Below are 13,419 nucleotides of genomic sequence, written 5' to 3'. Positions count from 1 at the left end.
ATCATCTCTTTTTTTGGTTTATAATTTAGGGAGGGAACCCCTGCGTTTTATACAAAGAAGAAAATTCTTTCTCCCTAGGAAATAAAATCAATATGCCTGCAAAAAAGATTCCCATTCCGATCCAATGAACATAGGACGCCGTCATGAAATAAAAGACGCCGTTGATGACATAGCCTGCGTCTAAAAAAATCACGGAAAAAATTTTAGACTGAGAATAAGATACGAATTTTTCTTTCGGTCCCAAATGATCCGGAATCATTTTCTTTTTAGCAAAAAATAAAGGAATATACCAAGAGATCGGTAAAAGGAAAACCGTGGCTCCCAAAATAATTCCGCTACTATCCCCGGATAAACTTCCGTTCGGACTTGTAAAAAACACAAAAACGCCACCGAACAAAACCAAACCGATTAACAGAGCGGAATAAATGATCTTCAGGTTTTTCATCGTGCCCGGAAATATAGTTCTATCTTATTATCTGTCAAGTTTTTACAAAAAAATCCCCGAAAGAAGCTTTCATCGAAGATAGAAACCAAATTCGAATTTTAAATTCAGATTTTTCTATTTTTCTTTCGAATATTCCACAAAAAAAACCGGAAATATAAAATTTAAAGAATTCAAAAATTCTGTGGACTTTAAGTAAGAACTTTTGTACAGAGTTTGAAACAAAAATAGGTTTTAAACAATGGAATCCAATTTACTGACAAAGATATTTCTTCCGGCCGCGTTAGGTATCATCATGCTCGGAATGGGAATGACTCTCACCATCGCCGACTTCAAACGAATTTTCGTCCTTCCCAAAGCGGTGCTCACGGGGTTAACATTGCAGCTTCTGCTTTTGCCGATCACTGGATGGCTAATCGCAAGCGTCTCCGGACTTTCGGGAGAACTTTCCGTAGGTTTGATTCTTTTAGCGATCTGCCCGGGAGGAGCGACTTCCAACCTTATCACTCATCTTGCAAAAGGAGACGTCGCCCTTTCTATAACGTTAACCGCAATCACAAGCTGTATCACCGTTCTCTCGATCCCCTTCCTTTTAAATATGTCCATGCGCCATTTTCTCGGAGCCGGACAAATAATCGAACTCAACATTCCTCAGACGATTCTCCAAATCTTTCTGATTACCGTATTACCGGTGTCGATCGGGATGATTCTCAATTCGAAAAAACCGGAATTTTCCCGAAAGTTCGAAAAAACGATAAAAGTTCTTTCCGGAATTTTTCTGATCCTAATCATCACGGGCGCCATTGTTCGAGAAAGGCAAAACATTGTACCATTTTTCATCCAGGTGGGTCCCGCTTCCTTGGCACTCAATCTAATTACGATGACATTGGGTTATCTGGGGGCGACTCTGATGAAGGTGACGCATTCCCAAAGAACTTCCATCACGATCGAAGTGGGAATTCAGAACGGAACCTTGGGAATTGCGATCGCAAGCACAATCCTAAACAATCCGGCAATGGCGATTCCGTCTGCAATTTACAGCTTGATTATGTTTGCCACGGGAGGGCTTTTTTCTATCTGGATGCATAGAATTCCGAATCAAACTTAAGAGAAAACGATCATAGATCGAAAACCCGGAAAGATATTCGTCAAAATCGCATTTTTGTCTTTCTTCGTAGTTCCAATTCATTGTACGAGGATCGGATTCCACAGAGACGCAATTCGGAAAAAAATCGATTTTGGCAACGAAGAAACTCTCAGGCTCCGCATGACGTAAAAGTTTCCAACGAAGAATTAATCGAACTTTTCTCCGCTTAGAATCAAGAATTAGAATATTATAAAATAAAGATTCACTTAAGCGACGTCAACGTCCGGGCTTGGACGGAAATGGCGATCATGGATCAGATTTTTTTTAACGGATTCGCCCGACCAATGCGACCGACTTCTTGCAATTGCCGGAGGGAAATTAAGCGACACGGCTTTCGAACTCGTTCTTGTATTTTTTACAATCCCGAGTTTTCAGATTTTCGAAGCTGTAAAAACAAAAATCGGAAGGAGAGGGTTTTAGTTCAAATCAGAACGATTCCCCAATAGAGTTTTTGAAAAATTCCATAGTGGAGTTAAAAAAACTACTCTAATCGCCAATTTGAATGAAACGGAAACAGAAGGAAAATTAATTTTTCAACAACTCTATTGGTTATCCGAAGGAGCCCAAAAAACTCTCACTCTTCTGGAATACAAACATTCCTTCTTTTTGAGCAATTGTTATGTTCAGATCCAAAAAGTCAAAGAATGGAAGCGGGAATCTCTTTCTTTCCTTCCGTTAACAAAAAAGCTTTTTTAAAAACCCTTGGAAATAAGAGATGGATTTATGGAATCCAAATGGAAACCTTTTTGGGGAATCTCTCTCGTATTAGCGGGAGCTGTTTTCTTTTCTGCAAAGGCGATCTTTGTCAAATTGGTCTATCGATACAATATCGATTCGACCACGGCACTCACACTCAGAATGTTATTTGCAATTCCGTTTTTCGCTTGGATCGCCTACCGATCCGGAAATATGAACAAAGACTTCGTTCTCACAAAAAAAGATTGGGGCTTAATTTTGGTTCTCAGCTTTTTAGGTTATTACCTGGCGAGCCTATTCGACTTTATAGGTTTGGAATATATCTCGGCGGGTTTGGAAAGAATCACCTTATTCGTATATCCTACGATCGTCCTCATTATCGGTTCTATTCTTTTCAAAAGGAAAATCAAAAGAGCGGAAATATTTGCAATCCTTCTCACATATTCCGGAATCGTGGTCGCATTCATAGGAGACATTCAGGCCGAAGGACCAAATACAACGAAAGGTGTGCTATTCATACTCGGATCGGCGATCGCTTACGCTTTATACCTCGTAGGAAGCGAATCTTTGATCCCGAAACTCGGTTCGGTTCGATTCACTTCCTATCTAATGCTTTTATCCGGTTCGATCGTAATAATTCATTTTCTTATCACTCGCCACCCTGCCTCTCTGATCCAGCCTACTAACGTATATTTATACGGACTGGCTCTCGGAGTTTTAACGACCGTAATTCCGGCTTATTTCACCACGGAAGGAATTCGAATGATCGGTTCCGGAAAAGCGGCGATTGTGGGTTCTGTGGGCCCGATGTCTACGATTTTACTTGCTTGGATATTTCTCGGAGAACCGATCACTTTTTCCGGACTTGTGGGAACCATCCTCGTTTTAACGGGAGTTCTTTGGATCGGTAGAAAAAAACCGGAACCAAAAACCGAAGAAAATTCTTAAAAAACAAAGAAGACGTATTTGGAAAGAGTTACGTTTTACGAAAGCAACCGATGTTAGGCGAAGTTGGGGTTTGTTTACCGTTCTGTCAATTTACCGGTTACATACTGATGCAATATACTTGAAACTAAAGTCTGATAAGGAATCCCAATCTCCAAAGCCTTAGTTTTTAATAATTGGATATCTTTCCCGGCAATTCTAATATTCATTCGCTTATTTTTTAATAGAGTATTCTTGGCGGCAGATTTAAATTTTTTCAAATATTGTGCTTTATTATTAACCGACTTCCATTCATTTCGCTCGATAGAGGGCTCCAAATCTTTCTATTCTTGGCTAAGTTTATATTTCATAAATTTGCCTCCGATAGATATACGTGAGTGTATTTCCTTGATGGGTATGCTGTTTTAAAGAAGAAAATATCCTTATTCTCAATTGTAGGAACTATCCATGCATAATTATCGATTTCTACGATTATTAAAATTTGATTTGGATATTTTTTCATATTCGGACGCTTTAAGATATCTAAAACTAACCCAGATTCAATTTCAACGACTACCCTTTCAAAGCTGATATTTCTCTCAGCCTTTAAAGATTCATTCTTATTATTATCCCAATCAAAGATCACCAATCTTACAATATTAGGCGTGTGCCTAATATCAATACAAAATTTTTGATCTAAATGTTGCGAAACTTCACTAAAATAATCCTAAAATTCAAAGCAAATGCTACGAATAAAAATCTCCATGATAGGGTTGTTATTTACCACATATTTCGCCTAACATTAAATTCATAAATATCACACCGTTCAAAATCCTGATTCTCTGGTTAAAGATTCAGGCTTACGATCAAAGCAGATTGTGATCCTTCATCGAACTATAAAGAGTTTGGATCGTCACTTTTAAGATCGCCGCCATCGGGACCGCGATGAGCATTCCCACGAGACCAAGCGCGGCCCCTCCCACGGTAACCGCACCTACAATTACAATCGGATGAAGAGACATCGAACCCGAAATTACAATCGGCTGTACTAGAAAATTATCAATAATCTGCGCGATCGATACCACGATCAAAATCGAAATCATAAGTCCTGTCGTTTCGGTTCCTCCGATAACGAGAGCAAAAAACAAAGGCGGAATCGCCCCCATAATCGGACCTAGATAGGGAATCGAATTGGCGATTCCCAAAAAGAGACCGAAAATGTAAAAATAAGGCAATCCGACGATATAAAATCCCAAGCTGGAAACAGCGCAAATGATCATACTTTGAATCATTAGACTTTTGAGATAATTCGTAAGTTGTTCGTTGATCTTGTACGTGATCATAAGAGCCATTTCAAAATAACGATTTGGTATCAGGGAAATCAGACTTTTATAGATTCCGTTTCCGTTCAGTAAAAATAAAAACGCAAACAAAGGAGTGATGAGCAAATAACCGATCAAAGTCGGAATATAAGACACGAACCCTTTCACTTGTTCGTGCATCAGCTCCGCGATTTTCTTAATCAGTTCGTCGGGGCGGATCGTTTCGTTCCAAGAAGCGGGGAATTCATTGAACTGAAGATTGACGGTTACGGTCAAATATTTGAACTTTGCGTCGTCCAGATCCTGTTTCCAGTTTTTCAAAAGCGGATTTAAGGTGGAAGCGATCGGAGAAGCGACTGAGTTGATGAACAGATAAATTGGAATGCTCGTAAACAACATCAGAATTGCAATGGAAAGAATTCTAGGCACGCCCAAACTTTCCAGATCGTTGATCATTCCATTAAACGTATAGAAGATCAAAAGAGCCAACACGATCGGAACCGCGAGTAGTTGAAGTCCCCAAAGAGAAACGATGATTGTAAAAACAACGATGAGAAAGAAACTTGTCCGAATGAAGTGTCCGGAAAATTCCCTGATTTCCGGATCACGCATTCCTTTGTTTTCCTTTGAAGTAGGCTTTTTCTAAAAGCCCATTGGTTCGATGCAGTCTTTCCACGATCACCGTAGAAAGACTCATAAGAATTTCAATGCCGATCCTCGGCTTTGTTTCTATGATTTCTTTGAGATCGGGTTGGAAAAATCCGAGCAACGTCGTCGGTTCAAGAGTGATCGCGCTAGCCGTTCTTCTTTCTTCCGTAAAAAGGGAAAGTTCTCCGAAGAACGAATGCCGATCAAGATGAGCGAGATCAAGTTCGATTCCATCTCTAACGGAACGGATTACGACCGAACCCTCATAGACCAGATAAAATCCGGCCCCGACATCCCCCTGACGAAAAACCATTTCACTTTCTTGATATTCTCGAACGTGTACCATCCTTGCGATTTCAATTAGGGTTCTTTTTTTCATTCTCCCAAAAACGGAGGTTTCCCTGAGGAACTGAATGATCGCTTTGTTATTCGCTTCCTTACGAACGAATAATTTTCTCCAGATGGGTAGATCGAGAGCTTTCAAGAAATTATTTCTCCTCTTCGAGTTTCATCGTAAAGATCAGAATCGTAAGCCCGATCGTCACGCAGGAATCCGCCACATTGAACGCGGGCCATCTTGAAAAAAGAAGAAAGTCCGGCCAATCGAAATCCAAGAAGTCGACGACTCCGATATATTCTCCCACGTTCGGTTGAAACCCAAAACGAAATCCAGTGCCCGGAATTTTTATGAAGAACTTATCCAGGAAATTTCCAAAAGCGCCGGCCATTACGAGGTTCCACCCCCAAGGATTTCCAAGATCGTAATTTTTCCATCTGTATCCGATGAGAAACACAATTGCAATTCCGGTTGCGATCAAAGACGGAATCGCATTATCTTGAAACGCTCCGAACACGAAACCGGTATTGAAGGTAAGAGTCATTCTGAAAAAACTTCCGAGCACTTCCAGATAACGGTGCGGTTCAAAGTAGAGAATGACGAGAAACTTAGTCACAAGATCTAATACGATCCCGAGAAAGATAACGCCTATGTAAAGAGGGCGATAGACGTCTAAAAATCGTTTTCCAAAATATTTCACGAGAGAGTTCCTTTCTTTTTAAGTTTGTTTTTCCAAAATGAATAAATAAGTATCAGTCCCAAAAATCCGGAGGTTCCAAAAAATCCCCAACTTTGAATTTCCATTCCTCTTTCGAGATAGTAATTTCCGAAATAAATTCCCGCAACCAGGAATCCAGAATATAAAAACTGATGTCCCAGAACGTACATCTTGCGAGTGTGCCGCTCCACCTCCTGGAGCTGGATTCCCTGCCTTCCCCGATTGATGTTCTGAAGTACTTTATAAAATTCTCCCGGAATGGAAAGGGCATGACTCAAAAGATTCTTATCTTCGTTTAACAAAGAAAACTCCAGTCCGCCTTCTTTTCCGGTGGCGACAGTCCGGAAGGGCTTTTCCCCGTAGTCCAAAACGGTTCTATAAGGATCCAAGATCGCGGTAATCCCTACCAGTAATCCCAGAACACGTTCCAGGAAAATAAAATTTTCCGGAATCTGAATCATTCTAAAAATTTCCTTCAGACTAGAATTGATCTCCTTTAAAAAAAGTCGATCCTCTCTGGTATGAATCTGATCCAGAGAAAGGTTTCGGAAATAATCCGTATCCGCGATAAACCTTCCCAACTTTTCCAAAGAATAGCGAACAACCTCTTCGAGTTTATCCCGATCCGCGGAAGCAGATAACGCGCCTATGTCGTCCAAACCGGAAACGACTCCATAATAATCTTTGGCAATCGCACAGAGAAAGATTTTTTTCAGAGCAAAAACCCTGATCGCATTCATTTCCCCCACGGCTCCGAAATCGATGAAACAAAGTTTTTCATCTTTCGTGTAAATCAGATTTCCGGGATGCGGGTCCGCATGATAAAAGCGATACTGAAAAATCATCAACACATAGGCACGAACAAGAAGTTCCACAGGCCTGGACTTGGCCTGACCTTTGAGTACGGGAATCGCCCTGGTAATCTTAACCCCTTCTATAAATTCCGTAACCAAAACACTTTTACCCGAAAATGGGCGGATAACTTTCGGAAATACGTAATCCGGTTCTTCGGCGAAAAGTTGTCTCATTCGATCATAAGAATCCGCTTCCGACTGAAGATCGGTTTCCCTGGTTACGAGATGGTTGATTTCATCGTGGATCTTTTTGTATTCGAAACGAAAGAGATAACGATTGATTCTTTTCAAAAAAGAGCGGATATTCTTCAGATCGTCTGCGATCAAGGTCTCGATTCCGGGATATAAAACTTTTACGGCAACCTTTTGACCTCCAATGGAAGCAACGTGAACCTGAGCCGTGGACGCGCTCGCCTCGGGAACGCTTTGAATGTTCGGGAAAACTTTTGTGATTTCTTTCCCGAATTCCAAACGAAAACGTTCTTCGATTTCTGAAAAAGGATGAGGGGGAACTCTATCCTGAAGATCTTGAAGAGATTCGGTAAACGAATCCGGAAAGATATGGGAAAGGTTTCCGAGATATTGACCGAGTTTGATATAAACTCCTCCCATGGATAAGAAGAAGTTACGGCAATCTTCTCCTAATGTACGAAAAAAATTTTCCTGAACGACCCTATCTCTGTAGGAAGGAAAAAAAATTTTTCCCAGTTTAAAAAACCAGAATATAGACCATATTTTTTTCCAGACGAAGGAACTCGCGTTCCAAAATCTCCAGGAACTACCGTGTCGTTTGTATGACTGGGTTTCCTGAGGTTCGGCTGTTCCGGTTACGAGCATACGTGAAACTTCTAAACCCCTAGGAATCTTTTTTCGGCTCTTCTCCGGATCGTATCCAGTAGAGTGAGAATTTGAAGATTCTCCTCCATGTCCCCGGTGATCCGAGACGATTTTCCGGACAAATGCCGAAAAAGAGAATCGTATAGATTCAGAAACGGATTCGAGCCTGCGGAAGATTTTTCGGAAATTGAAATCGGAGTCAAACTTTTAAATCCTTTGTATTTTCGGGAAGGTTCGGACTTCCAAAAGCGAACTTCGTCATTTCCGACGAGAAAACGCGCGTTCTCCGTTTGGATATCCAACTCGAATTGAAAGTAATTTCTCATTCCCCCCGCCTCCAAAAAAACCGTCTCACCCTTGGGATAGGTCATCAGCGCTAAAGCCTGCTCTTCTACGGGAGAATTTGGGTAGGAACGTAAAACGGAAACGACCCGATCCGGCATTCCGAGATACCAGGTTAAAAGATCAACCGCATGAGTTCCGTCGTGAAAGAGAGGACCGGTTTTGTCCAGGATTGCCCGGCCCGGATTCCGTGCGGAAGTCAAAACGGAAGCGCGTATCGTTCGAACCGGTCCGTAGGTTTCTTCTTGGATCCATTTGCGGACTTGAATATAAAGAGGATGGTATCTTCTTTCGTGATTGACTCTCAGATCCGTTCCCGTTTTACAACAGAGTTTCGAGAGTTTGCGCGCAAGCGAAAGAGAATGACAAACCGGTTTTTCGACGAGTAACCTTCGAAATCCGAAATCGATCGCTGCCTTTGCGAGTTCATAATGCGTTTCGGAAGGAGTCGCGATCACTACAAGACAGGAAGCGGGGTCGATTGAGTTCGAATGTGGAAAGTTGCGGCCTTTTTTTTTCCATCTCAAATCGGTAGAATTTACATTATCTTTTTCACTTTGAGAAGAATAAAACGAGGAAGCCCAATTTTTAAAATCGGGGAAACATAAAATTTTCGGAATATTCCAATCTTTGCAAAATCGGCTTCTTCGATCTTCGGATGGATCAATAGCCCCTACGAGAAAGAATTTCTTTTTTCCCCAAGGTGAAAAAATCGTTCCGGCGTGCGTGCAAGGACGGTTACGAAGGGAATCCTTTTCCAGGAGAGAAGCGATTCTTCCCAGACCTATGAGTAAAACGGGAATCATAAGATGATGAAACCATTTCGGGTATTCGACTCAAGAGTTATTTTGACTTGACCCGATCGGATTTCGAAACGATTCTTTGGTTCATGGGTTTGAAAACAAAAATTTCTTTCTTTTCTCGAAACGATTTCGATCCAACGGAAATCATCGATCAAAAATTCCGCGCAAGAAGCTGTTGTGTATAGAGTTTGTTCGGACCGAATCGGTTCTCAGAGAGCACATAACATGCGCTTCTTGAAAAGATCGAAGCATTTGAAAGAACTCCGAAAACAAATAGGAACTTCCGAAAGAAAAAAAGGGTCAAGGTAAGAAAGCGTTTTTAAGATTCCTATAAAAAACGGATTTCAAAAATGTGTATATACACACGTAAAAAATCCGATTTAATATAGTACGAGGGTTTATCAATATTACGATGATTTTAAGAATTCATAAAATCCAATGTCTCCTTTTAATCGTTCCGTTCCTTCTATGGGCCGACCCGGTTTTGGACAGCGAGTTTTTACGATCCGTCCAGGAAGGAGATCCTAAAAAAACGCAACTTTTAATCCAAGCGGGAGCTTCCGTAGACGCTACCGATTCCAGAGGTAAAACGGCTTTGATGCTCGCGGATCACAGACCCGAAGTCGCGGAAGTTCTAATCCGTGCCGGAGCCAACGTAAACGCCCAGGACAAAGACGGAAGTTCCGTGCTGATGGAAAGTTTGGCCGGACTTTTTGATGTGAAAGTTCTAGACATAGACGACCTCGCGGTTCCGAAACGATTGATTGAATCCGGAGCTAAGCTGGAATATCTTTCCAAGGTCGATGCAACAAAAACGTTTCCCGTTTCGATCTTAAATGTGGCGATTCGTCATGGGAATCTAGTGCTTGTACAGTTTCTGGTAGAAAACCAGGCCGACGTAAACTTCGATAAGGGAAGTCCGGAAGAATTTCCACTCTTCCTCGCGTGCGGGGCCGGTTCGTCTTCGGCAAATTTTTCAATTGTGGAATTTCTTCTGAAAAACAACGCAAAGGCGGATTATACGAGCCGCCTTCATGACAAGAATCAGGACGGAAAACAGATCCAAACCGGAGTCGACAATGCGCTTCATTTTCTTTCGGAAGAATCCGATATCGATCCGCGAATTCCGGAACTTCTCGTAAAAAGCGGAACGAACGTAAATCATAGGAACGCGGAAGGAATCACCCCGCTTTTACAAGCCATTCTCAAAAGGAGAATCGCTTTATCCGAAAAGTTACTCGAACTAGGCGCCGACCCGAACATCTCGGACACACAAGGAAGAACCCCTCTGGAAGAAGTAAGAAAACAAAAACTGACCGACTTGGAAACTTTGATTTTGAAAAAAAACAGAATTAAGGAAAATCAAGAAAAAATCTCTCAGTAGTTTTTAAAACGCGGAACGATCACTCGAATTGTTCAATAAAAATGTTATGCCAAAGGCTTTATTATCTTCAATCCGGCCGCTTTCACTAGCGCGATCTGTTTTATATCTAAAGAACAAAATTCTTCGGTTTTTAGAAAAATCGCCTGAGCTACATGCAAAATATCTAAAGAACGAACGCCTAACTTGGAAGTAAATTTTCTGGAAAGATCCTTTGTAATTTGATTGGAATCGGTTTCGGCATAATAAAGTTTTACCAAAACGCTCGTATCAACGTATGTCACGAAATTCCGCTCTCGCGATCGGACCGAACCAAATCGCTTATGGATTTTCCTTTCGGGGCGCCGATCCTAGTTTTCGCACGTTTATAAAATTCGGGTAAGGAAACTTTTTGCTTTGAAGGGAGACGAAAGGAAGTGATTTTTGCGACTACTTTTTTCTTCTCAGAACATATACGTCTTCCCCGGCTTCGATCCAATCCAATATTTTCGAAAAGTTATGTTGAATATACCTTATATTGGCTTCTTTCATTTTATAATCTTGACGCACAATTTGTGCGTCGTCAAAAATGTTCGGAAAAAATCGTTCCGGAAAGAATAGAAAGGCTCAGCTTACTTGTAAATGTCCTCATTGAATTGTAACGGAGCGACAAAAAAGGATGTAGAATTTTGAGAAAACTTTTCGGATTAAAACTCTATTCTTTTCGGGAATTATTGAAATATAAATTGTATCCAATATCACTTTAAAGTTTCAACGCTTCGATTCTTAACGTTCACTCTCAAAATTTTTGATTTTATTTTCCTATATTCCCATTGAATCGTAAATTCTTCCCCACAGTTATCCGAGCCATATGAGAATTGAAATCAGTCTGATGAACCGGGTGGAATCGTCTTTTCACCGTAGATAGCTTCTAAGCCGTTGTAAAGTACAAGAGGATTTTCCACCTTTCCATTGAAATAAAAATTTACAAACTTAGATCTGTTCTCAACGCTCAAATCGGGAATCGGATTTTCACTTTGATTCGTGACTTTTATTTCAAAGCGGATTGAATCCTCGTTTGAATTCAATTCATCTTTGAAAAAAAATACGGAATTTTCAACTGAAATCAAATCCTTAGAACGCATTTCGGAAAATGCACACATTTAAAAACAAAAATACAATCCAAAAACGAGATATCCGTAAAAACAAATCACTTTTTATCTTCTTTATCACTTTGCTTCTTATTCTAAAAAATTTTGAAAGATGAATTTCGACAATAAACCCAAATATCTAAAACAAACCGTTCACTCCGTTGATCGTAACGGTTTTGATCACTTCCTTGTCCTTTTCGGATTCGGCGACCTTCCAGTTCACTCCGGAAGAAGTGGATAAAAGACTTCTACCCACACCGGCGCGACCGAGAGCGAAACCGACGCCGCTCGATCTCGCGATAAAAATTCCGTATTCGGCCGATAGTTTCGCATAACGTTCCAAGTCCTGTGCGTGAGTGAAATCAGATTCCGAAATGCAATCGATGTGAAAAAGAAGGTTTACGTTCTGAGATTTCAATTCCTCCAAACGCTCGGAGCTTTGAATTTCTTTTCCGGCCACGACTCCGAAACGAAAACCTCCCATGATAAAGATCGTTTCCGCATCGCCCGGAGAGGCGACGTTTTCTTCGGAGGAAAGTTCCCGTTTATCATACCAATCCACGACTACCACGTCTTGAACGATCGGAACGCTGATTTTCAGTTTTCCAAAATCGTCCTTCCTGAACATGGACCCCCCGATAATTACGCCTTTATAATATTCGGAAATCTGCAAAAGTTCATCGGAAAGGATTTTAGATTTTTCGGAAAGTTTTTCCGGAGCGGAAGACAAATCGTAAAATGGAAAATACTCCGGCAAAAGTAAAAAGTCGGATTTTTCCTTCGAAAGTTTTAGTTTCTGATCGTTCGAAACGGGCCGGTTGATATGTTTTTGAAAAAGTGTAACTTTTGCGGACGCCAAAACAGATACCGCCCGGTCAATCGCCTAAAATGGAAGGATCAACGCCTAACGAGTCCGAATCGATCTTTTCAGAACCCTCGGACGAGTCGCTACCGGCTACCGGCATTCCTAGATCGGATTCGTTAACGGAAGATGGTTCTGTTTTGATACCGAATTCTTTTTCCATCTCTTCGGAAGAAAGTTCGGTTACTCCTCCGAATAAATCTCCGCTTTCAAGACGGCCCGCAAACGCGATCGCAAAACAATACGCTTCCATGATACACTGTTTGATCGGTTTTTTATTCAACCTTCTTTTTGATTCCATCATGTCCAAGGTCATAATTTCATCCATGTTAGTAACGATCTCTTTTTTGGATTTCATGTCCGTGATGAGTTTCTCCAAAATTTCGGCCGTCTTTTCCACGAATTCTTTAACAGTCACACGAACATTTCTGGATTGTTGGCTTTTTTTCGTTTCCAAAGCGCTAGTTTTTTTAGAGGCTTCGATGTAATTGGCACCCGGATTTTTAAGATGATTTTTTAGTTCCTTATAATACTGATCGTAAATTCTAAACTGCTCGATTGAAGCCCGAGTTGTCTCATAATGATCGATCATCTTCTCCCGATAGTCGACCTTAGCGCCATTTACAATCGTAGGTTTAATTTCGATCTTTTTGGTTGTCATCACGAAAGAATATTCGGCATCGAACTCCTTAAAGAAAAGCCAAGTCAAAAACGCCTTATCCTCGGAAAGAATATCTTCGTATTCCCCTTTCGGATCGTGTTTTTTACGGAGCTGATCGAGAGGAAGCATTCTCATCAATTTCAAACCGTATTTGAGTTCTTTACTGAGGGAATCTTCGGGGTTGGTTTCTTCTTTCTTTTCTTCCACGGGAGCGCCCTCTTCGGATGTCGCACCTCCGGAGATTTCATCCAACTCTTCCCCTTGCTGTCTATGACCCGGTTTCTCTTCGGGAAGAATTCCAAGAACGGATTCCAT

Annotated in this window: 14 protein-coding genes and 2 pseudogenes (1 of these 16 cut by a window edge); 3 read left to right on the top strand and 13 right to left on the bottom strand. The window is 41.1% G+C overall.

Translation table 11 applies throughout. The annotated features are described in order from the left end of the window. Window positions 1-25: 25 nt before the first annotated feature. Window positions 26-445, bottom strand: a complete 420-nt coding sequence (locus FHG67_RS07840; RefSeq protein ID WP_004496759.1) for a hypothetical protein — start codon at window positions 443-445, stop codon at window positions 26-28. 238 nt (window positions 446-683) lie between these two features. Between FHG67_RS07840 and FHG67_RS07835 the strand changes: the two genes are divergently transcribed. Next, window positions 684-1,550, top strand: coding sequence for a bile acid:sodium symporter family protein (locus FHG67_RS07835; protein ID WP_002556215.1), 867 nt, complete (start codon window positions 684-686; stop codon window positions 1,548-1,550). Between the two features lie 762 nt (window positions 1,551-2,312). Further along, window positions 2,313-3,233 (top strand): DMT family transporter, encoded by a 921-nt coding sequence (locus FHG67_RS07825; RefSeq protein ID WP_004500274.1) that lies wholly within the window; start codon window positions 2,313-2,315, stop codon window positions 3,231-3,233. A 74-nt stretch (window positions 3,234-3,307) separates the two neighbouring features. Here the strand turns inward: FHG67_RS07825 and FHG67_RS07820 are convergent, their stop codons facing one another. The 7 genes from FHG67_RS07820 to FHG67_RS07790 all read right to left on the bottom strand — a co-directional run bounded on the left by FHG67_RS07820 (window position 3,308) and on the right by FHG67_RS07790 (window position 9,073). Then, complete coding sequence (locus tag FHG67_RS07820; RefSeq protein ID WP_232423654.1) at window positions 3,308-3,547, bottom strand: antitoxin; 240 nt, start codon at window positions 3,545-3,547, stop codon at window positions 3,308-3,310. 29 nt (window positions 3,548-3,576) lie between these two features. Beyond that, window positions 3,577-3,855 carry a BrnT family toxin gene (locus tag FHG67_RS07815; RefSeq protein ID WP_036075850.1) on the bottom strand — a complete coding sequence of 93 codons (279 nt, stop codon included), beginning with the start codon at window positions 3,853-3,855 and terminating at the stop codon, window positions 3,577-3,579. A 220-nt stretch (window positions 3,856-4,075) separates the two neighbouring features. Then, complete coding sequence (locus FHG67_RS07810) at window positions 4,076-5,143, bottom strand: AI-2E family transporter (protein ID WP_004496774.1); 1,068 nt, start codon at window positions 5,141-5,143, stop codon at window positions 4,076-4,078. Then, a complete protein-coding gene (locus FHG67_RS07805) occupies window positions 5,136-5,663 on the bottom strand; it encodes a cyclic nucleotide-binding domain-containing protein (RefSeq protein WP_002556226.1) in 528 nt (175 codons plus the stop codon). Before FHG67_RS07805 ends, FHG67_RS07810 begins: the two co-directional genes overlap by 8 nt. A gap of 4 nt (window positions 5,664-5,667) precedes the next feature. Next, window positions 5,668-6,216: a lipoprotein signal peptidase gene (locus tag FHG67_RS07800; protein WP_002556236.1), complete on the bottom strand. Its 549-nt coding sequence runs from the start codon at window positions 6,214-6,216 to the stop codon at window positions 5,668-5,670. Further along, window positions 6,213-7,925, bottom strand: a complete 1,713-nt coding sequence (locus FHG67_RS07795; RefSeq protein WP_004501886.1) for an ABC1 kinase family protein — start codon at window positions 7,923-7,925, stop codon at window positions 6,213-6,215. The genes FHG67_RS07800 and FHG67_RS07795 overlap by 4 nt, the downstream gene beginning before the upstream one ends. Before the next feature lie 11 nt (window positions 7,926-7,936). Beyond that, the gene (locus FHG67_RS07790; protein WP_004496749.1) at window positions 7,937-9,073 is read right to left on the bottom strand and encodes a Gfo/Idh/MocA family protein; all 1,137 of its coding nucleotides are present in this window, start codon (window positions 9,071-9,073) and stop codon (window positions 7,937-7,939) included. A 409-nt stretch (window positions 9,074-9,482) separates the two neighbouring features. Here FHG67_RS07790 and FHG67_RS07785 point away from each other — a divergent pair, with 409 nt between their 5' ends. Then, window positions 9,483-10,454, top strand: a complete 972-nt coding sequence (locus tag FHG67_RS07785) for an ankyrin repeat domain-containing protein (protein WP_142499727.1) — start codon at window positions 9,483-9,485, stop codon at window positions 10,452-10,454. A gap of 44 nt (window positions 10,455-10,498) precedes the next feature. Here the strand turns inward: FHG67_RS07785 and FHG67_RS07780 are convergent, their stop codons facing one another. From FHG67_RS07780 to FHG67_RS07760, 5 genes and pseudogenes are all read right to left on the bottom strand, one after another. Then, window positions 10,499-10,735 carry a PIN domain-containing protein gene (locus FHG67_RS07780; protein ID WP_080634047.1) on the bottom strand — a complete coding sequence of 79 codons (237 nt, stop codon included), beginning with the start codon at window positions 10,733-10,735 and terminating at the stop codon, window positions 10,499-10,501. After that, window positions 10,732-10,982 (bottom strand): annotated as a pseudogene (locus tag FHG67_RS22670) (type II toxin-antitoxin system Phd/YefM family antitoxin). The gene FHG67_RS07780 and the pseudogene FHG67_RS22670 overlap by 4 nt, the downstream one beginning before the upstream one ends. A gap of 206 nt (window positions 10,983-11,188) precedes the next feature. Next, window positions 11,189-11,575 (bottom strand): annotated as a pseudogene (locus FHG67_RS07770) (hypothetical protein). 145 nt (window positions 11,576-11,720) lie between these two features. Continuing rightward, complete coding sequence (locus tag FHG67_RS07765; protein WP_004496682.1) at window positions 11,721-12,440, bottom strand: carbon-nitrogen hydrolase family protein; 720 nt, start codon at window positions 12,438-12,440, stop codon at window positions 11,721-11,723. Between the two features lie 16 nt (window positions 12,441-12,456). Continuing rightward, window positions 12,457-13,419 carry the 3' portion of a hypothetical protein gene (locus FHG67_RS07760; protein ID WP_004496738.1) on the bottom strand. Its footprint extends 885 nt past the window's final position, so the window shows 963 of its 1,848 coding nt (coding positions 886-1,848); its start codon lies beyond the right edge, outside the window — the gene reads right to left on this strand; its stop codon occupies window positions 12,457-12,459.

It is taken from the genome of Leptospira weilii, from assembly GCF_006874765.1.
GTDB lineage: Bacteria > Spirochaetota > Leptospiria > Leptospirales > Leptospiraceae > Leptospira > Leptospira weilii.
Note: the sequence above shows the minus strand (reverse complement) of the source record. Positions and strands in the feature narration are given on the sequence as shown.